The organism is Rhizobium sp. 18065 (genome assembly GCF_902706095.1).
Lineage (GTDB): Bacteria > Pseudomonadota > Alphaproteobacteria > Rhizobiales > Rhizobiaceae > Allorhizobium.
Genome location: NZ_CACSJP010000009.1, coordinates 26,499 through 46,601, shown reverse-complemented (window position 1 = coordinate 46,601; position 20,103 = coordinate 26,499). Strand labels below are relative to the sequence as shown.

The 20,103-nt window shown below is 57.6% G+C and carries 16 protein-coding genes and 1 pseudogene; 2 read left to right on the top strand and 15 right to left on the bottom strand.

What is annotated here, in order from left to right:
- The 9 genes from nosZ to GVK95_RS19295 form a co-directional block, all read right to left on the bottom strand.
- The gene (gene nosZ / locus GVK95_RS19335) at window positions 1-1,929 is read right to left on the bottom strand and encodes a TAT-dependent nitrous-oxide reductase (protein ID WP_200844333.1); all 1,929 of its coding nucleotides are present in this window, start codon (window positions 1,927-1,929) and stop codon (window positions 1-3) included.
- A gap of 19 nt (window positions 1,930-1,948) precedes the next feature.
- The gene (locus GVK95_RS19330; RefSeq protein ID WP_159952336.1) at window positions 1,949-4,105 is read right to left on the bottom strand and encodes a NosR/NirI family protein; all 2,157 of its coding nucleotides are present in this window, start codon (window positions 4,103-4,105) and stop codon (window positions 1,949-1,951) included.
- Window positions 4,106-4,442: 337 nt separating this feature from the next.
- Window positions 4,443-4,736 (bottom strand): hypothetical protein, encoded by a 294-nt coding sequence (locus GVK95_RS19325; RefSeq protein WP_159952335.1) that lies wholly within the window; start codon window positions 4,734-4,736, stop codon window positions 4,443-4,445.
- A gap of 137 nt (window positions 4,737-4,873) precedes the next feature.
- The gene (locus GVK95_RS19320) at window positions 4,874-5,350 is read right to left on the bottom strand and encodes a hemerythrin domain-containing protein (RefSeq protein ID WP_159952334.1); all 477 of its coding nucleotides are present in this window, start codon (window positions 5,348-5,350) and stop codon (window positions 4,874-4,876) included.
- 326 nt (window positions 5,351-5,676) lie between these two features.
- Window positions 5,677-7,881 (bottom strand): TonB-dependent receptor, encoded by a 2,205-nt coding sequence (locus tag GVK95_RS19315; RefSeq protein WP_159952333.1) that lies wholly within the window; start codon window positions 7,879-7,881, stop codon window positions 5,677-5,679.
- Between the two features lie 314 nt (window positions 7,882-8,195).
- Window positions 8,196-9,014, bottom strand: a complete 819-nt coding sequence (locus tag GVK95_RS19310) for an ABC transporter ATP-binding protein (protein WP_159952332.1) — start codon at window positions 9,012-9,014, stop codon at window positions 8,196-8,198.
- Window positions 9,011-10,075 carry an iron ABC transporter permease gene (locus tag GVK95_RS19305; protein WP_159952331.1) on the bottom strand — a complete coding sequence of 355 codons (1,065 nt, stop codon included), beginning with the start codon at window positions 10,073-10,075 and terminating at the stop codon, window positions 9,011-9,013. The genes GVK95_RS19310 and GVK95_RS19305 overlap by 4 nt, the downstream gene beginning before the upstream one ends.
- A complete protein-coding gene (locus tag GVK95_RS19300; RefSeq protein ID WP_159952330.1) occupies window positions 10,072-11,178 on the bottom strand; it encodes an ABC transporter substrate-binding protein in 1,107 nt (368 codons plus the stop codon). Before GVK95_RS19300 ends, GVK95_RS19305 begins: the two co-directional genes overlap by 4 nt.
- A 1,025-nt stretch (window positions 11,179-12,203) precedes the next feature.
- On the bottom strand, window positions 12,204-12,515 hold the full coding sequence (locus GVK95_RS19295) for a DUF6522 family protein (protein WP_200844331.1): 312 nt from the start codon (window positions 12,513-12,515) through the stop codon (window positions 12,204-12,206).
- Between the two features lie 40 nt (window positions 12,516-12,555).
- Between GVK95_RS19295 and GVK95_RS19290 the strand changes: the two genes are divergently transcribed.
- Complete coding sequence (locus tag GVK95_RS19290; protein WP_159952329.1) at window positions 12,556-14,886, top strand: methyl-accepting chemotaxis protein; 2,331 nt, start codon at window positions 12,556-12,558, stop codon at window positions 14,884-14,886.
- A 17-nt stretch (window positions 14,887-14,903) separates the two neighbouring features.
- The gene (gene mog / locus GVK95_RS19285) at window positions 14,904-15,419 is read left to right on the top strand and encodes a molybdopterin adenylyltransferase (protein ID WP_159952328.1); all 516 of its coding nucleotides are present in this window, start codon (window positions 14,904-14,906) and stop codon (window positions 15,417-15,419) included.
- Between the two features lie 34 nt (window positions 15,420-15,453).
- Here mog and GVK95_RS19280 read toward each other — a convergent pair whose 3' ends face one another.
- The 6 genes and pseudogenes from GVK95_RS19280 to napE all read right to left on the bottom strand — a co-directional run bounded on the left by GVK95_RS19280 (window position 15,454) and on the right by napE (window position 20,082).
- Window positions 15,454-16,158 (bottom strand): NapC/NirT family cytochrome c, encoded by a 705-nt coding sequence (locus tag GVK95_RS19280; RefSeq protein ID WP_159952327.1) that lies wholly within the window; start codon window positions 16,156-16,158, stop codon window positions 15,454-15,456.
- A gap of 3 nt (window positions 16,159-16,161) precedes the next feature.
- Window positions 16,162-16,653: a nitrate reductase cytochrome c-type subunit gene (locus GVK95_RS19275; protein WP_159952326.1), complete on the bottom strand. Its 492-nt coding sequence runs from the start codon at window positions 16,651-16,653 to the stop codon at window positions 16,162-16,164.
- Window positions 16,623-19,127, bottom strand: coding sequence for a periplasmic nitrate reductase subunit alpha (gene napA / locus GVK95_RS19270; RefSeq protein WP_159952325.1), 2,505 nt, complete (start codon window positions 19,125-19,127; stop codon window positions 16,623-16,625). The genes GVK95_RS19275 and napA overlap by 31 nt, the downstream gene beginning before the upstream one ends.
- A pseudogene (locus tag GVK95_RS19265) lies at window positions 19,102-19,390 on the bottom strand (chaperone NapD). Before GVK95_RS19265 ends, napA begins: the two are co-directional and overlap by 26 nt.
- Entirely contained in the window at window positions 19,383-19,880 is a 498-nt protein-coding gene (locus GVK95_RS19260) for a ferredoxin-type protein NapF (protein WP_159952323.1), read from the bottom strand. The pseudogene GVK95_RS19265 and the gene GVK95_RS19260 overlap by 8 nt, the downstream one beginning before the upstream one ends.
- A gap of 10 nt (window positions 19,881-19,890) precedes the next feature.
- Window positions 19,891-20,082, bottom strand: a complete 192-nt coding sequence (gene napE, locus GVK95_RS19255) for a periplasmic nitrate reductase, NapE protein (RefSeq protein ID WP_159952322.1) — start codon at window positions 20,080-20,082, stop codon at window positions 19,891-19,893.
- Between the last annotated feature and the right edge of the window lie 21 nt (window positions 20,083-20,103).

Below are 20,103 nucleotides of genomic sequence, written 5' to 3'. Positions count from 1 at the left end.
TCAGGCGTCCTTCGGCTCGACAAACATGCGTCCTCGCATTTCCATATGCAGCGCATGGCAAAACCATTGGCAATAGTACCAATAGACACCCGGATTCGCCGCGACGAAGGTGACCGAACTCGTCTGCTGTGGACCAATCTCCATCGCGACACCATGATTGCCCATTGTGAAGCCGTGAGTGAGATCATCGATCTCGTCGAGATTGGTGACGATGACAGTAACCTCGTCACCCTCCTTCACGGAAAAGCTTTCCAGACTGAACGCAGGAGCTACAGAGGTCATGTAGACGCGTACCTTGTTGCCATCGCGGACAACCGCATCCGTCCACTCATCGATATTGACGTCGTCGGCCTCGGCCCGCTTACGCGTTTCGGCCCACATCGGATCCTTGCGCTCCCAGATTGAACGGATGTTTGGCAAGATCGAGGGCGCGACGGCGATGGCATCGTGAGGCTCGGCAAAAGTCGGGCCATCATGCACCAGCCTCATCTTGTCGCCGGAGATGTCAATGAGCTGGTCGTTTTCCGGCTTCAGCGGTCCGACATTCAGGAAGCGGTCTTTGGAGAATTTGCAAAGGCACACCAACCAGTCGTTTGCCGCATCAAGCGTCTCGCCCATCACGATCTTCAAATGACCGGGCTGGTATTGGACATCGATCTTATCCTTGATCGGATCGACCTTCTCGCCGGCGTACGCACGGATGGCCTCGTCGATATTCCACTTCACCACCTGGCTGTCGAGGAAGAGCGATGTGTAGGCATTGCCGCGTCCGTCGAAAGCTGTGTGTAGCGGTCCAAGGCCGAGTTCTGGCTCTGCCACAACTGCGCTGCGTGGCTCGGCATTGTCGTAGAACAACGCGTCGAACTTCGTCACGTCAAGAACGGTGACAGTTGGCGAAAGCTTGCCGCCAATGCACAAGTGCTTCTTGTCCGGCGCCATGTTGCAGCCGTGCGGATTATTGGCGATCGGGATGTAACGGGTGAAGAGGGACTTCGCTTCCTTGCGGCCATCTACGACCTTGACGCCATTGATCTCCTCGAAGCGGCCGGCGGCGATTGCCTTCTCGATTTCGGCGAGGTTGAAGACGACGACATGGTCCATCTCAGACTTGGTCATTTCCTCGAGGTTCATGCCCATTTCCGAATTATAGCTGGTCGAGAACGCCCATTTGCCTTCGTAGTCGGCGTCGCAATTGTCGAGGTTCCCCGATACCTTGACCTGCCAAGCCACGTCCCACTTGTCGGCATCGACTGCAGTGAAGATGTTTACATAGGTCGACACGTCGGTCATGGTCGAACCGTCGTTGACCAGCGGCGCCTCGTCTTCGCCATTGCAGAAGACGTAATTGGAGCGCGGCCATTTTTGCGGACGCAAGCCGTGGATACCCTTGGCATTCGGGATTTCCAGAATTGCGTCGGTCTTCATCACGTCGCAGCGTACGCGGGCGACGCGCGTGTTCGCCTTGTCGTTCATGAACAGGAAGCGGCCGTCATACTTACCCTCGGTAAAGGACATGTGGACGTGGTGCAGGTCACCGTTGTCGTGGATCTGCTTGCCATTGGCGGCAAGTTGCTTCTTCGTCTTCTCCGACATCGTGCGCTGATGGATCTGGATCGATTCATTTGTCTGCCCCCAGCCGGTGGCAGAGCAGCGGTTGAACACCGGTACGCGCATCAACTCGCGCATGGAGGGAATGCCGAGGATGCGCATCTCACCGGTCTGGCCCGATGACCAGAATCCATAATAGTCGTCTAGCTTGCCGGGTGCGACAGAACCTTCGCCTCCTGTCGCAGCGCGGGCCGAAGTTGCCAAGGTCGTAGCGCCTAGGCCGAGCGCAGCAGTGCCCACCGTACTGGCTAGGACGGCTGTACCTGCCGTGGCACTGAACAGCTCCCGCCGGCTCAGACCCTTTTTGTCATTCATTTCCATAATCGACTTCCTTTTTTGCTTAGACTTGTGCTGCAGATTGGTGAACCGGACTAATCCCAGGGCTTGCCGCGATTTTTGCCCGCGACTTCATCTTCTTGATCACGACGGGGCAGACGCTTTCGGACTGGTAGAGCACCTGACAGTGCAGGCAGTTGATGCACTCGTTCGGGTTGATCTCGCCGGTTCGGTGGATCGCCTGTACCGGACATTGATTGGCGCAGGTCTGGCAGGGACTTCCACACTCATGGTAGCGCTTGAGCCAATCGAACATGCGCATGCGCGCCGGGATCGCGAGTGCTGCTCCCAGAGGGCATAGATAGCGGCAGTAGAAGCGTTCAACGAAAAGCCCGGCAACAAGAAGTGCTGCCACGTAAGCCACGAACGGCCAGGCGCGGATGAACTTCAGTATGATCGCGGTCTTGAACGGTTCTATCTCGGCCAGATGCTCGGCTTGTTCGACACTCATCAATGAGACCCCGAACAGACCTAGGAAAATCATGTATTTGAGCGGCCACAACCGCTCATGCAGCCCCCAGGGGAGTGTCCATTGTGGGATGCGCAGCTTGCGGGCGATCTGGTTGGTCAGTTCCTGCAGGGCGCCGAATGGGCAAAGCCAGCCACAATAGGCACCACGTCCCCAGAACAGTAGAGCTGCCGCAACTGAGAACCAGAGAATGAAAGTCATCGGATCGAGCAGAAAGGCCTGCCAGCTGAAGCCGGTGACGAGGCTGCCGAACAGCGCCATCAGATTGACCACTGACAGCTGGGCGTTGGCATACCACCCAAGGAAGACGAGCGTCACCGTCAGGAAAAGAATGCGGAAGATGTAAAATCCTCTGGCGTTTTGGACCGCGTAGGTCTGGAAGAAGAAGACACCGGTCAGCACGAACAGCATGGAGCCAAGGACCGCAATCTCCAGTGTCTTGTCGGCCCAGATGCGTTTCCACAAATTCGCCTGCGCCGTTCCCTCATCCCGGTCAACGACGGTCTCGACATTTTTCACCGGTGCCGCGACAGCCTTCAGATATTTCTGCGGTAGCTGGTAGCCGAGATCGAAAGTATGGAAGACCTTTTCGATTGGGCCTACCTCGCGATGCGCCAGAAGCTGGATGCGGAACGGCTTGCTCGGATCGAAGCCAACATTTGCGGGTATGCGGAAGAGATCCATTTCGGTGAAGTTTGGCGTTCCAGGAAGGGCGATACTGCCGAGACGACGATGGTCGCGGTCACGAAAGCGGACGGAGACATCATCCTGGATTAGGACGATGCGATCGAAGATGCCGCCGCGCACGTAGCCCGAGCCCTTGAACGAATAGAGCCCGCGTCCTACCAAGGCGATAGCGCTTTCGCCCTGCCCCAGCCAGGCATTGAGATTGGTCTCTTCGGCGGAGCCGAGCAATGCCTTGCCGATGGCTGGCACGGAAACCAGGGCAGCATGCATGTCAATGTAAGTCGTTTCCTGCGGTTCCGTCAGCGCGCGCTCACCGGCGCGCGCATCGGGATGCCCAGCGAAAGCGCTATTGACCTGGGCCACGTCCAGCGACAGCCGTCGGAGAGTGCCATCGCCCTCGGCCTCGACCCAGTCGACGGGAGGTGCGGCATCGGGGGCAATTACAAAGCGCGGTCCAGCATCCTGCGCTTTCGTCGTCAAGCCGCCAAGACCGAGCGCACGAGCGACCTTCAGTCCTGAACGGACGATGGAATCGTCGATCACCATAACCGTCACCGTCGCGCCGGAGATGATATCAACCTCATGGGCCGTGCCGCCGGAATTTGCTTCAGCGACCAGATCGAGGCCGGCGTAGCCGGCGACCAGAGCCTTGACCTTCGCTTCCGGAATGCCAATCAGAACGATGGGCTCCGAGTGCTTTATCAACTGGACGCCGATGATTTTCGCGTCCATGTCCACCGCCACAAGCGTGTGAATTGGCTTTCCGGAGTAGCCCGTCGTGCCGACGAAATCCGATGTGACGAATACCCAAGCGACGGTTTGCCCGTCCTTCAGTACCGGTGCAACGGCGATATCCTCGCGCACGGGACCGAACGCCTCTGCGCCCGGAACGAGATCCGAGGCGGTTGCCGCAGGCAGATACTGGTGCAACACCGTCGCCGCGCTGGCCGAAACCGCAAGGCAAAGTGTGGCACACAGCAAAAGGACCAGACGGTAGATTTTCATTCCAACATTCCTGCAAATCGTCACCGAAGCATTGGAACCTTCGTCGAAGGGGATCCTTGCGCTAGATCAACCAATCACAGTTTATCCAAGCAAAATCCGTGGCCTGTGTGGCGGATTGGCGGGATGCTGCTCGACCTGGGGGTGTTCTCGCCCTCGTCCGGCCGGAATTCAGCCAAAGCCGCACAGTCCTGTCGCGCCTGTTCGGGTACGAACTGGGTTTGCTGATGGGCCTTACCCACTGCCTTTGCACTCATCATGGTGAGAAGGCTGAGCCGCACCGAAAGCCCAGGCGCCGTCGCTTTCTAATTTGTCGTGGCTCTCACTGCTGGTGGCCTGTTCAGACGACCGTTGGCATCCGCCTTTCTGCTGCCTTGCCGCTGGTGCTGGCGTGCTCCGGAATGGCGGCCATGGAGGGGAGGAAAGGCAAGGCGCGCTGACGAACGCACCATCCGGTCTCACGCACCTGTGCAACCTCGGCTCCCGACAGTGGAACGATCACCTGCGTTGCGGCATGGCAGGTCAGAAATTGCACGTCGACGCGGTAGACAGTCCGCAGCGCATCGGGTGTCACGATATCGTCAGTGAGGACTGTGCCGGCGGCAAGGTTGAGGTCGTGAAGGGCGATCAGCACCAGTGTGCCGATCCGGCGACATAGAAATTCAGGATGCAGCAACGCCTGTGCAAGTCATGTCTTGCCGCGAGCGAAAATTCGATCCTTCCAGATTTTAACCGTCATGGTCTTTGCAAGGTAGTCTGCCGTTGTCGCCCCTATTTGATTTTGTTCACTGCGGGTCGCCGTCCTTCATCGACAAGCATAGCAAGACCTGTTTGCTCCGCCGCAACGTGGCGACGCACGCATTCGAAAAAACCTCTCAACATGTATCCGGTTCCATCAGGTGATATCTCGCAGCCGCCAGCAGCCAAGGTTTGGAGTGCATGCACAACTTCGACCGCAGCCAACCGGTCATGTCGGTGTTCAGCCACCAGATGTTCAATCGAAACCGCCCTGTTGGAACCGCCGGGCTTCTGGCCCAAGAGAGGGAACAGGATCAATTCCTCAAGAGCCTGTGCCCGCTCAAGCGAAGAAACCAATGTTCCGGAGACATTAACGCAAAGACGCTCATCAATACGCGCGGGCAAACCGTCGGCGATTGCTTCGAGCTGAGAGCAAAGTTTCAGAAGGTCGATATGATTTCTCCTCAGTTTTTCGATGTTTTGCGGCTGCAGTCCACTAGACTCTTTCATTCCTACCTCCCGCTCACTGATCTGCCGGCGGTCTTGCGGTCCCACGACGAGAGCAGATCACCTCCACGTCATCCTTTCACCCTACCCAATCTAGTCTCGCTCGCCTTGCTTCTCTTTGCGAAGGACAATAAAGCGGCACGAGGCTATTAAATGCCGTGATCCAAAAGATGGCGTTCACTGCATGTCGTCGTCGTGGCGATGGATGCCTTCGCACCACCGTCACAATCCTGGCGGCACGTGGACTTCGAATGCGCCCCGGCAACCATCCCCGCGTCGCGCAGCTTCGGTGCGCGACGCGGGAGTGAAGGGAGAGCACTCTGAAGAGTTCAGAACTGGCTTTTCACGCCGAGATAGAAGCCACGACCGTCGCCAGGTAGAAAGGCCGCCTGGTTCGGCGTTGCCTGGTCGACAATAAGAGTGGATGAAGCATATGTTTCGTTGAACACATTTGTGACTTCGCCAAACACCGACAGATGATCGTTGATGCGGTATTCGGTCTTGAGGTCTATCACGGCATACGGGTCTGCCCACAGGGAGTTCATGTTGTCGACAGGGGTTCTGTCCGGGACCCATTTTACGCTTGTGCCAAACGACCAGTCTTCTGTCGCCTGATGGGAGAATGCGGCATTGAAAACGTGTCGAGGCGCGCCTGCCAGTCGATTGTTTCCCCGTAATACATCATCGTGAAACCTGAAATCCTGATAGGTGTAGGCCAGACGTCCCATCAACCCGTCATACAGCTCGGCGGTAAGGCCGAGCTCAATTCCGAAATGCCGCGTCTGGTCCGCATTGATCGCGCCAAGCGAGGCACCAGTCGCATCTCGCAGGCTGAGTAACTCATTGTCGACCCATGCGTAATAGGTGGTCGCGTCCCAACTCAAGCCACCCAGGTTTCCGCGCCAGCCAAGCTCGGCTGTCGTTGCGGTTTGCGCCTCAAGATCCGGGGTCGAGAATGCTGCTGCTGCCAGCGATGGATTTCCGGGCGTCGGACGTCCCGGACTGCTATTCGGCGTGCCGTTAACCGTGGCGAGCAGGTCATCATGGGTCGGAGGTTCGAAACTCCGGCTCACGGCGGCAAACAGGATCTGATCCGGTGTTGGCTCGAACGTTACTCCGAGGCTCGGACTCCAGGCATCATAGCTGCTATCGTAAGCCGTGCTCCCTGTCGGCACTGTCCCGTTCAGCAGACGGATCGTCGGGTTTGCCGGATTGTAGGCGATTGTCGGTCTTGTCGCGGATGAATAGGTGTCATCGCTGCTGCGGGTCGCATGCGCATAGGAAAGCGCCGGTGAAATGCTCCAGTTGTCGGCGAGCGGAATGTTGAAACCGGAATGGAGCGAGAGCGTCGAGGCATCAAGATCGTTCTCGCCAAAAAGTGCGCCTTGCAGTCCCGACTGGTTAAGATAATAGCGCCGTTCGGCCGAGCCGATTGTATATTGGGCCGTCGTTTCAAACAGCGGCAACAGACGATCGGTGTCCGGTGAATAGGCATACCGCATCATTCCAGTCAGATCTCCACCGCTAGTGTCGCGAATGCCTGAAGAGACAGGGAAGCGGAATGTGTCGTCAGTATACGTGTAGCCGAGGCCCAGGTCGAACTGATGCTCACCGAGATCGATCGTCGTGCGAGAACCAATCAAATACTGGCTGGCATCCCGTCGGGGTTTGTCTCGTGCGACGTTCGGCCCGGGATTAATTACACCCGCAGGTGTGACCAGGGGGCCGTTAGAGACTTGGGACGGGTCTGCTTCAAGCGCACCCTTGTTGATCGGCCCGGCTACGTCGAAGCCGAGATCCGTATACCCGAAAAACAGCCTTGTCGTGACGAAGTCAGACAGTTCCGAAGCTATGCTGCCGCCGACCTCGATCCGCTCGGATCCATTGTAGTCGCGAAAACCATCGCGGCGCGTGACGTCGAAATGGAGTGTCGCATCAAAACGATCCCCCTCATAGGCGGTTTGTCCCGAGGTGCCGAGCTGACCGAAACTGCCACCACCGACCGTCAGTTCGGTGCCGGGCGCTGCCGACGCATTGGCAGACATGAAATTGATCGCCCCACCCAGCACGGTGGCACCCAGCCGGTTCGCCACGTAACCGCGATAGACTTCAATCGCATCGGCGGCTCCCGGATTGGCAAAGCCGACTATATAGGATCCGTCGGCCCGATTGATCGGAAGTCCGTCGCGTAGCATCAGTATGCCGCGCTCAACAGGATTCTGTTGAAGACCCGAACCTCTGATCTGCACACGTGGCTGATCGTTGGCGCCGAAGAAATTCTGAACGATGACACCTGGCGCGGAGGCTAGGGCATCCGACAGAGTTGGGGCGACAAGCGACGAATAGTCTTGGGTCAACACCAGCGAGACCCCACCTGGCACCGCACGGAGCCGTTCCGCAATGGCCGCAGGCGATCCATCGCGCTTTGCCTTCACGACGATGGTGTCTAGCACAGTGCCTGCCCCGGGCGCGGCCGACTGTGCAAGTGCTCCGCCGATTGCCGTCGATGACACCAACAACGTGGCCGCCAGCATTCTCTCAAGTCCCGTTCGAAAATCCGAACCTAAGCGGAGTCTTGTCCGCCGCATACTACAACCCCATCTCGAAAACATACGGGTTCCTTTCCCCCAAATACGTTGGTGGTTAGGTCGCAGCGTTCATTGGATGGAGAGTTCCTCATCTCCGAGACACGCGCGACCACCGACAGAGGGGGTTAAGAGGGCTAAGAAGCCTCACAGAACGAGACGTATAGTGAATTGCGCGCATGCAAATGACATAGGTCACCCACGCAGGGGCTTCTTTGCGCCGCAACAAAGACGAACGCGATTGGAATCACCCGTTCGTTCGCTCAGGCGACGTTGCTTTCCACCTGCGCCCGGAAGCCGGTGGCCGGCGTAATCCATGCCTGGCGCTCGGATGTCGGCGATACTGGAATGATGAACGGCGCACTCCTTCCGTGCTGGACGATATCGACCTCTATACCGTAGACATTACGGAGTGTGGCGCGGGTCAGGACCTCGGATGCGCTCCCCTGTCCAGCGAGGCTGCCTTTCTCCAGCAAAAGCAGGCAGGCAGTGTGGCGCGCGGCCAGATTGAGGTCGTGGATCGCCATCAGGACCAGAGCGCCCGTCCTTGCCACATAGGCGCCAAGCCGTTCCAGAACAATCATCTGGTGACGAAGATCGAGTGCGCATGTGGCTTCGTCCAAGATCAACAGGCGGGGCTGGCGCATAAGTCGTTGCGCCAGAAGCACCAGTTGTTGCTGGCCGCCGGACAGAGTGTTGATATGGCGATCGGCCAGCTGTTCAAGCCCGAACTCCTGTAGCATCCGTCCGGCCGCTTCGATATCGTGGGCACCGACATGCCAGCCCAATTGTTCGTGGCGCGCCAGAATAAGTGTTTGCAGCACCGAGAGCTGGGCTTTGACTGTGCAATGTTGTGGCATGAAGCCTATCTTGCGTCGATCCACTTTCCCGCCTAGCCACTGGATTCGACCGGTATGGGCTACCGCTCCGGCTACCGCCCCCAAAAGCGTGGATTTTCCCGCACCGTTGGGTCCAACCACGGCAACCACTTGACCGGCGGCAAGTGAGAGGGAAATCTCATTGATAATCCTTGTCTTTCCGAGGTGGACGCTGACCTTGTTCAGGCAAAGAGGGTTCGTCATGAAATATCTCCACTGCCCCGACGGGCAATCACTACAAACAACATGGGCACGCCGGCGACCGCGGTGATAATGCCGACAGGGATGACTGCGGCTGGCGATATGAACTTGCCGAACACGGAGGCGCCAATCAGGATTACAGCGCCGATGACGGCAGAAAGCGGCAGAGCAAAACGATGATCTTCACCGACGGCAGCGCGCGCCACATGGGGTGCGATGAGCCCGACGAAGCCAATGGTCCCGACAAAGGAAACAGCGCCTGCGGTCAACAGGGCAACGAGGAGGAAGCTGCGCTTGCGCAGAGCATCGACCGACAGCCCGAGACTTGAGGCATTCACGTCGCCGAGACGCAGAAGAGTGAGGTTCCAGCTGTCGCGGATGACAAGCGGCACGCAAAGGGCAAAAATGGTCGCGATGACGGTGACCGAAGTCCAGCTTGCTTTCAATAGACTGCCGAACAGCCAGAAGACGATCTGCTGCAGAACTTCAGGTGAGGCCAAGAACTGCAGCAGGGACTGCATAGACTGAAAGAAGAAAAGCACCGCGATACCGGCCAGAACAAGAATCTCCGGTGTCGAACCACGCAGCAGCGCGACAAAATAGACGAGTGCGCATGCAATCAGTGTCATGAGAAACGCGGAGGCCGGCACGACGACAAATGTAGGCAGGGGAATCAAACCTCCAAACATCATGGCAAGGGCCGCCCCAAATCCTGCTGCCGCTGAGAAGCCGAGCGTGAACGGGCTTGCAAGCGGGTTGGAAAGGATTGTCTGCATCTGCAGCCCCGCCAGGCCGAGGCAAGAGCCAACGAGCACGCCCATGACCGTCTGGGGCATGCGCAATTGCCATAGGATCGTTGAAGCAACCAGATCCTCACCCCATGGGCCGGCACGTAGAGCAGACCAGACCTCAGCCAATGACATACCCGATGGGCCGGTGACCAGATCTGTGAGGCAGAGGATGACAAGTGCCGTGGACGCGGTGGCGAGCGCAATCAATCGGTCAAGGGTCGCGCGGCGATAGTCGCCGCGCAGGTGTTGAAGTGTGGGAACGAGGACACTCATTGTCCATTGGCCTGATAGGGAAGCACGAAAACGCCGTCGGCCTCGATCGGCAACCAGGTTTTATAGTAATCGCGGATCTCAGATGATGGATCGATATCCACAAACGCATCGGGATAGAGTTGCTTTGCGATGTACTGGGCGTAGACGTAGTCCGAGAGGGTGCGGGCACCACCGTGATAGATCGCATGCACATTGCCTGCCTTGACTGCAGGCAGTGTCTCCCAGCCTGGGCGATTTATATAGGCTTGCATCCGATCGCGAGCGACTTGGAGATCTGCCCCGAAACCAATCGTAACCGCCTGCGGTTTGTTCAGCCATTCGGAACCGGCGAGGAAGATCAAGTCTGGTTGTTGTGCAAGTACATATTCCGGGCTCAGCGGACCCCAGTTTTCAACTTGCCCTTTGGCTATATTGGTGCCCCCGAGCTTTTCGATAAGGGTTCCCCACATGCCGTTGCCATAGCTGTTTCCGACCTCCGACGGCCCCTTCTGGGCAAGCTCGACATAGACTTTCTTTGTTGTCGGCCCTGCTTGTGCAATGCGCCGGTCGATGTCCTCCATCGCGGACTTATAGCGAGCGGCCAATGCCTGAGCGCGCGTCTCTGATCCGAGGACTTTGCCGAGCAGAAGCGTGGACTGGACATGTTTCTCAACGGTCTGTGCGTTGTAGTCCAAGGTGAGTACGGGAATACCCGCTGTGTCAAACTGCTTTACGCTCTCGCCAAGTGCGTCGAACGACCAGGCCGCAAGAATGATAAGATCAGGCTTGGCTGCGATCGCTTTTTCGATCGAAAAAGTGCCGTTCTCAGTATCTCCGATATCGGGGATGGAGGCGATCATCGGGATGGCCTTGGCATAGGCGGCGAATTGGTTCGGACGCCAGTCTTTCCAGGTTGATAGGGACAGAGCGACCACTCTTTCCATCGCGCCTGGGCCTGCCACGGCAATGAAATCTTCGTAGTAGAAACCAAGCACAATGCGCTTGGCGGGCGCGTCAAGGCTCACCTCACGACCCTTGACGTCGGTGACTTTGATGTCCGCCATGGCATGACCGGCAAGCGTCACGCCAAGAAATGCGGTTAGAAGTCTGAGTGTCTTGTACATAGAATGTCTCTTTCCGGTCTATAGGGGGCGCTGCGGCGGGCGGACGGCGGTGGACGCCAATGGACGAGCGCGCCGTTGGGGTAGCGGCGCGGGCGTCGCCACATTCAAGGTCGATATATCGGGCATGGTATTGTTCCAGCTATTGGGCGCTGCGCCACATCTGTGCTGCAAACGTAGCCGTGCCTTTGCCAATGATGTCTGCAGGCACCAAGGCGCCGCGGGGCTTCACACGATCAGGGAACGGGGAGGAGCTCGTGGAGCAGTGTTGGGGCTGACGACTTGCCGCTCGACCGTAATGGGGCGAAGGACAAATGACAGCGCGCTGGTGACCATCATTCGGCGCCCAACGGAATCGGTAGGATGAGGCACAAGAATGGCTGTGCCGAGACGGCATGCCTCGCAATTGCCGCTATAGCGATGATCCTGGTCGGGTTGATGCCCTACACTCAAGCAAAGTACAGGCACCTCCCCGTCTGGCAGGGCAAACGCAGAAAGATCCAAGACTGAAATTGCGGTCCGCAGATCTTCCGGTGGCTTATGTGCGAACCCGACGAACAGTACAGCAATAGCGCAAAGCATGCGCAAAGCTACCAGCCATCTGCCGCCAATCCGTCTCACAACCGCATCTCCTTTGCCAACAGATTGCTATCGCACTGACCGATGTCGACGGTTGCGCCAGATCAATTAAGGAAGCGTTTTCCGGGTTGGACGTGAAAAACCACGTGGTTTTCACTGCGGCTGCTTGCTCGTTCTTGGTCAGCTTGCCTGTCGCACTCTCGTCAACGGACGGAAGACTGTCAAAATTCGTGGCGGTCCCGCAGCGGCAATCAGATGCGCATGCGTTATGGGTTCGTCCACTCCTTTCGAAACTATCCAATGGGAGGATCTTTGCATGGGATTTTACCACACACCATGAGACAAGTTGGCAACACAGACAGTGGCTCACGCCCAATAAAGCAGTTCGGGGAAAGAAACCGCGACCGTCGCTCTGATTTCACAACCACTCGTGCCGGACGATCAAGTAACTATCCCTCGCCGGCGCCAGAGCTGTTTTGCCTCAGTCCATAATGCGCGCGCGTGATCGCCTTGCCGTGCAAAGGCCCTGTTTCACGAACCATCCGTCCGTCTGCATCAAGGATTGCCAACCAGATTCGATTCCCGATACGGACAGTGAGGCGGAAATTGCCCGCGTCCTCTGCTTGCCCGGTTTCAACCCTGCTTTTAACCAGTCCTCGCTTCAATTTCAGGCGGAGGTCGGCACCACTCAGACCGAAGCGATTTGCCAGATCGTCCGGCTCGACAACGAAGTCGCCTTGGATGTCACGTTCGATCTTCATGGATACTGCCTCTCAGAAACGAAAGTTCGTGAAGGGGAACATGACCCTGATTGATGGGAGATACCAGTCTACGGCAGGAACAAAGACATTTCTATTTGAGATGCGACAAAGATGTTTTCTCATCAATCTGTTGCTTTGGCGGGATTGTGGAAATGAATTCCCGACGACATGGCATGAGGCCGATACCCAGGAGCGGTTGTTCATGCGTTTGTCCGATGTATCTATTACCAAGAGGATCCTTCTCGCCGTCACCGTGCCTGTCCTACTTGTCCTCGGTCTCGCCTACGGCAAAATTGATAGCGGTCTCGACCGGTATCGCGAGGCTGCGCGACTGGTCGGCGTGAGCGACTATATCGCGTCGGTTGGAGACGCCGTTCATCTCCTACAGACCGAGCGAGGCCTGAGCGCGGAATTTATCGGGGGTAAAGGTCTCACTGGCGCCGATGCGCTGAACAAGATACGGGCCGACTTCGACCGGGTAGCCTCTCTAGTCGAACAAGACGGGCTTGTGCGATCCTTGCTGGCAGTTGAGGAAATAACTAGAGCATTGAGTGCGTTACCCGCTTTTCGTCGAGAGGTGGATGAGCGCAAGTTGACCGCGGAGCAAAGCAGCCAGTTTTACACACAGTTCGTGTCGAAGTTACTGGCTATTCCCGGCCGGCTTGCGGTGGGCGATTCAGATGCTGAATTGACGAAAGAAATCGCCGCCTTCAACCAGTTTTCTCAAGTCAAGGAACTCGCGGGGCAGGAGCGTGCCCTTGGAAATGGGGCTATTTCGTTGGGGAGGATCAGTGCTGCGCAGGTCCTCAGACTTGCGTATCTCTACGGCGCTCAAACGAACCTACTTCAACAATTCAGAGCTTCCAGCCCTGCCTACATCAGCGAGCTTGGGAGCGTTCAGCCAGATGCTCCTGGGAAACTCACTGAGATGCGGTTGGCTTTGCTTTCCTCGGGCCAACAGGCTGACCTTTCGAATTGGAAATCGTCAGAATGGCATGATGCTGCAAGCAGGCGGATCAATGACATGCGGTTGCTGGAAATCAAAGTCCTTGAGGCGCTGAGCGATCACGCAGAGGCGTTGCTGAGCAATGAAACGCAATCACTCGCCGCAGTCGGTGTGGTCTTACTGGTCGTGCTTTCCGCCGGACTAGCGTTGTCGATTGCTATCGGCCTGGGTGTCGTGCGACCTATCAAAAATCTGACCGCCGCGATTGAACAACTCGCCAGGGGAGAGGCCGATGCCACTGAAGTCGTCAGTGACAGCGGGGATGAAATTGGGGCCATGGCGCGGGCCGTTCGCCACGCCATCGAAGCTGCCAGCGAAAGGGCAGCATCTGAGCGCGCTGAGGACCTTCGTCGCAATGAAGCGCGTCAGGTTGAGGTTGAACTCGTAGCACAGGAGAGAGCCACCCGCACGCGTGAGATCGAAGACGCCTTGGGAGCCCTGGATCGTGGGTTGCGTGCGCTTGCTGCGGGACAGCTCTACTATCGTATCGATCAGCCTTTGGCGCCCACCTTGGATCCGCTGCGTGAGGCCTACAACCAGTCGGTCCAGACGCTTGAATCCCTGGTAGCAATGGCGAGAGCCAATGCTCGCTCGATCAACACCGGTTGCGCTGATCTCAAGCGTGGTGCCAACGATCTTGCGCGCCGCACCGCCGGACAGGCGGCGGCCCTGGAGGAGGCTGCGGCGGCCCTGGAAGAGGTTGCCACTGCAGTGAAGATGTCTGCGCAAGGCGCCGAGGAAGCAAGAGTGTCTGTCAGCGTCGCCAATGCCGATACGACTGAAGCTGCACGTATCGTGGCCGATACGGTCGAGGCTATGCGTGACATAGCCAGTTCGTCTGATCAGATCGGCCAGATCATCGGGGTGATCGACGAGATTGCTTTCCAGACCAATCTCCTGGCGCTCAACGCCGGTGTCGAGGCAGCGCGGGCGGGTGATGCGGGTAAGGGTTTCGCCGTCGTGGCACAGGAGGTCCGCGAATTGGCACAACGCTCCGCCGCTGCTGCGCGTGAAATCAAGCTGCTTGTCGAGCGAGCTTCGAAGGATGTGTCGAGCGGCGTCGCACTAGTCGGCCATACCGGCGCAGCGCTCGCCGGCATAGAAAGCCATGTGCATATTATCAATCAGCAGGTCAGCGGCATCGTGCAGTCGTCAAAGGAGCAATCCGTTGCACTTGCAGAGATAACCTCAACGGTGGGGCAACTGGATCAGATCACTCAGCAGAATGCCACCATGGTAGAGCAGGCTAACGCGGCAACGCAGTTTTTGGCAGAAGAAACCTGCAAGCTGGGAGAGCATCTGGATTGCTTCCAAACCAATGTCGGTGACTTCGTGCATCGGCAGGCAAGAGGTCTCGCCGCGTGAGATCGAGGAGGCAGAACGTGCAGATCGCAATCGTCACCATATCGGACCGTGCCAGCAGGGGCGACTATCCGGATAGAAGTGGACCAGCGATTGAAGCCTGGTTAAGTGAAGCTATTTCCTCGCCCTTCGCCATCACCAGGCGGATCATTCCTGATGGTTTAATACCGGTCCGAGACGAACTGATCGCGCTTACAGATCACTGCGATCTGATATTGACCAGTGGCGGTACGGGCCCCGCCGAGCGTGACGAGACGCCCGAAGCGATGCGTGAAGTCCTTGTCAAGGAACTGCCAGGCTTCGGCGAACTCTTGCGCTTTGCCAGTCTCAGACAGACGGCAACGGCCATTTTATCACGACAAACAGCTGGTATCCGTGGCCGGTGCCTGATCATCAATCTGCCCGGCAATCCAGCATCGATCTCACTCAGCCTTGATGCCGTATTTCCTGCCGTTCCCTACTGTCTCGATTTGATTGGCGCAGGCCGCGTCGAGACCAATCCCGACAAAGTGAAAACTACACGGCCCGCTCCCTAGCCTTGTTATCCGTGCACGCCCGAGATGTCGCATTTCACCAATCGGTTTCAACCATGTAATGAGCCTCGGCGATCACCCTCTTCAGTTCGTCCACCGCATTGGCTTGTGGCAAGGGTGTTCCTTCCATTTCGGGCGGTACCTTCCAGCCAGGGTCGATACCGCGCATGTTCGGCAATTCGTGTGCTATGCCCTTGTGGCAATCGATACAGGTTGCCCTGCCGCTGATCAGATAACGTCCGTGAATTTCCGCTGCCCGCACAGTCTGTTTGGAAAAGTCCATCGCACCGGCGGAATGGCAATTGCGGCACTCCAGGCTGTCATTCGACTTCAAGCGGGACCATTCGTGCTGGGCAAGCTCCAGACGGTGATCGAGGAATTTCTGGCGGGTATTGATCGTGCCAAAGACCTTGCCCCAGACCTCCTTGGAGGCCTGCATCTTGCGGGCGATCTTGTCCGTCCATTGATGTGGAACGTGGCAGTCGGGACAGGAGGCTCGAACACCGGAACGATTGGAGAAGTGGACTGTTCGTGACAACTCTTCATAGACATTGTTTTTCATCTCGTGGCACGAGATGCAAAAGGATTCCGTATTGGTGAGCTCGAGCGCGGTGTTGAACGCACCCCAAAACATGATGCCGCCGACAAAACCACCAAGCGTCAGGAAGGCCAGGCTCAGCGTGGCTGCAGGTGTGGTGAGGATTGTCCAGACCCAGGCGGCTATGCGTTTAATCCTGTTCATTGCCTATTGGTCCCCAAGATGCTTGACGCCCATTTCGCTCATGTCACGGAAGGTGTTTTCGATCAGGGGCCGAGTGTCGGCCTGAGGGACATGGCAGGCTGAACAAAAATAGCGTCGCGGTGAAACGTCGGCAATCATCTGCCCCTCCCGTGTCATGTAATGTGTCACGCTGATCATCGGAGCCCCGGAAGCCTCGGTGAATTCCCGTTTGTGGCAGGAAAGGCACCTGTTGCTGTTGATCGACAATTGATAACCCTCGATAGAATGAGGGATGACCGGTGGCTGGTCGGGATAGGCGCGCATCTTGCGAACATCGTCGACGACCCATTTTGGTACCGGCTCCGCTCTGACTTCGCCCATCTGATCGGGTGGGCCCGACAGATCTGGAACCATCTGCGCCAGAGTGACGGTGCCGGCAATGAGCAATATGCCGGTGGCAAGCAATATCCGACCATGCGACCGGATCAGGCGATTGGAACGACTTTGACCGCGCATTTCTTGAAATCCGTCTGTTTGGAGATGGGATCGGTCGCGTCGAGCGTAACCTTGTTGATCAACTGGCTGGCATCGAACCAGGGGACAAAGATCACGCCCGGCGGCATTCGATTGCGTCCGCGCGTCTCGACGCGACTGCGCATCTCGCCGCGTCGCGAGACAATCCTGATTTCAGCTCCCTGGTTGATGCCGCGCTTTCGCGCATCGTCGGCATTCATGAAGCAGCGCGCACCCGGAAAGGCCCTGTAGAGTTCAGGAACGCGCATGGTCATCGACCCGGAATGCCAATGCTCTAGAACGCGGCCGGTAACCAGCCAGAAATCGAAGTCCTCGTCCGGACTTTCGGCAGGCGGTTCATAGGGCACACCCAGGATTACAGCACGGCCATCTGGTCTGCCATAGAATCTAACGCCCTCGCCAGGCTTCACATAGGGATCATAGCCTTCGCGATAGCGCCACCGGGTTTCCTGGCCGTTGACCACCGGCCATCGCAGCCCTCGTTCTTGATGGTAACGGTCATAGGGGGCAAGGTCATGCCCATGGCCTCGTCCGAAGGCAGCATATTCCTCAAACAGTCCTTTCTGAATATAGAAGCCGAATGCTTTTGCCTCATGGTTCTCATAGTCCGTAGCGGCCTCGTTCAGGGGAAAGCGATCGACTTTGCCGTTCTTGAACAGCACGTCAAAAAGGCTCTTGCCGCGATAGGTTGGATTGGCATCGAGCAGGTCAACAGGCCATACCTCGTCCGTGGTGAAGCGCTTGGAAAATTCGACCAGCTGCCAAAGATCGGAACGGGCGTCGCCGGGCGCATCTACGAGCTGATGCCAGACATGGGTACGGCGTTCGGCATTGCCGTAAGCGCCTTCCTTTTCCACCCACATGGCTGCCGGCAGGATCAGATCGGCACTCATTGCTGTTATGGTTGGATAGGCATCCGAGACCACGATGAAATTCTCGGGATTTCGGTAGCCCTGGTAAGTCTCGTTGCTGGTATTTGGCGCGGCCTGAATGTTGTTGTTGACCTGAACCCAGTAAAAACTGAGCTTGCCGTCCTTCAGCATACGGTCCTGCTGTACGGCATGATATCCGGGTTTGTCCGGCAGCAGGCCAAGGGGAAGTTGCCAGATCTCTTCCGCATGTTTACGATGCTCCGGGTTCGTTACCGTCATGTCCGCAGGCAGCCGGTGGGCGAAGGTGCCGACTTCGCGCGCCGTGCCGCAAGCCGAAGGCTGGCCCGTCAGCGAGAAGGGGCTATTGCCCGGTTCGGAGATCTTGCCGGTCAGAAGATGCAGATTATATACCATCTGATTGGCCCAGACGCCGCGCACATGCTGATTGAACCCCATGGTCCAGAGTGACATGACCTTGCGGTTGGGGTCGGCATAGAGCTCTGCCAGCTGCTTCAGAAAGCCTGGATCTGCGCCCGTGAGTTCTACTGTTTTTTCAAGCGTGTATTCGGCCACCAACGCCTTGAAGGCCTCGAAGCTGCTTGGTTCCATCTTCGCCGGTTCGGCGGAATTTGCGGCAGCTGTCTCAAGCGGGTGTTCCGGTCGCAATCCATAGCCGATATCGGTAACGCCGGTCATGAAGGTCGTATGCGCGTTGACAAATGCTTCGTTCACGCGACCGGTCGTGATGATGTGATTGGCGATATAGTTGAGGATAGCGAGGTCCGTACCGGGCTTGAAAATGATCGGAACGTCGGCGAGATCCATACTGCGATGGGTAAAAGTCGACAGCACGGCCACCCTGACATGTTCGTGACCGAGCCTTCGATCGGCAAGCCGTGTCCAGAGGATCGGGTGCATCTCGGCCATGTTCGATCCCCAGAGCACGAACGCATCGGCATGCTCAAAGTCGTCATAACAACCCATCGGTTCGTCCATGCCAAAGGTGCGCATGAAGGCGTAGGCTGCCGATGCCATACAATGGCGGGCATTGGGATCGAGATTGTTGGAGCGGAATCCGGCCCGCATCAACTTGGTTGCGGCATAACCCTCGAAAATGGTCCATTGGCCTGAACCGAACATTCCAAGTGCGGTCGGTCCCTTGTCCTTCAGCACTTTCTTTGCCTGGGTCGCCATGACGTCGAAGGCTTCATCCCAAGAGACCGGTTCGAAGTCTCCGTCCTTGGCAAAGTTGCCATTGCGCTTGCGTAGCAGAGGCGTTGTCAGGCGGTCCTTGCCGTACATGATCTTGGAGAGAAAATAGCCCTTGATGCAGTTGAGGCCGCGATTGACCTCGGCCTGCATGTCACCGTGAGTGGCCACGACCTGGCCCTCCTTGACGCCGACCATGACGCCGCAGCCTGTACCGCAGAAACGACATGGCGCCTTTGACCATTTGATCTCCAGCGCACTAACGCCACCCGGTACCGTCTGGGCAGCGGCGGGCAGGGCAATGCCCGCAGCCGCCGCTGCGATGCCCGCCGCATGGGCCTTCAAAAGCTCACGCCGCGTCAATGTGTCGGTCATGGCCTGTCGTCTCCCCGTGTTTCCATGTGCTCAAAAACCATATTGGCCGCCAGGACGCCGTCCAGCGCCGAGATCTCAGCCAATCGTTCGCCAAGCGCGCCGCTGCTGCAACCTTCGATCACAACAACGATCTTGCCGGCTTCAGCCGCATGGATTTCAACGCCCTCGATCGTAGCGATCATGTCGGCAACGTCTTGCATGCCCAGTCGTCTAGTCAGCACAACGGCACTTGATATGTAATGTTGGATGGACAAGTCATGCATCGGTGCGCTCCAAGTTCGGGTGCCAAACTCTGATTGCCGAGACGGGGCAAATGGCGATGCAGGCGCCACAGCCATTGCAGGCCGACGCATCAATTTCGGGCATGAAAGGGCCACCCACTTGAGGGTGAAAGTGAATGGCAGAGGGCAGGCATGTGTCCCGACACGACTGGCATGAAACCGCGTTGCGGGCGAGACAGTGCGAAGCGATGGCCACGACATGGGTGAAGCGTGCCGCCTCGGCAAACACGGGCTCGGGGCAGGTGTCTGCGCATTCACCGCACAGCAGACATTCACCTGCTGAAAAGTCGAGAGAAGGGCGTCCAGCTACCAGTCTTATGATGGCCGTGGGGCAGACCTTGACGCATTCCCCGCAGCCCGAGCAGTTGTCAATACTCTCGGCGCTCGCGCCTGGAGGCACGATGCGACAGTGCTCCTCAGCGGACGACCCTCCCAGGAAACGACGTCTCGAAATGGCACTCCTCCCAGCCATTTCAACCTCCCTAGTGACCGAGGGGGCCTGGTGGACCGAAGATGATCTGGTACATCCAAACCAAGAAGCCATAGCCAGCGACAAAGCCGATGGCGACCACCGGCCAGATCCCGAAAGCCAGGACGAGGAACATCACCAACTCGGACCTTCGTCTCGATTTGCGTGCGTGCGCGGAGAGATCTTCCGTCGAAAATTCTGTCATGCCAGTCGACCTTGAATTCGA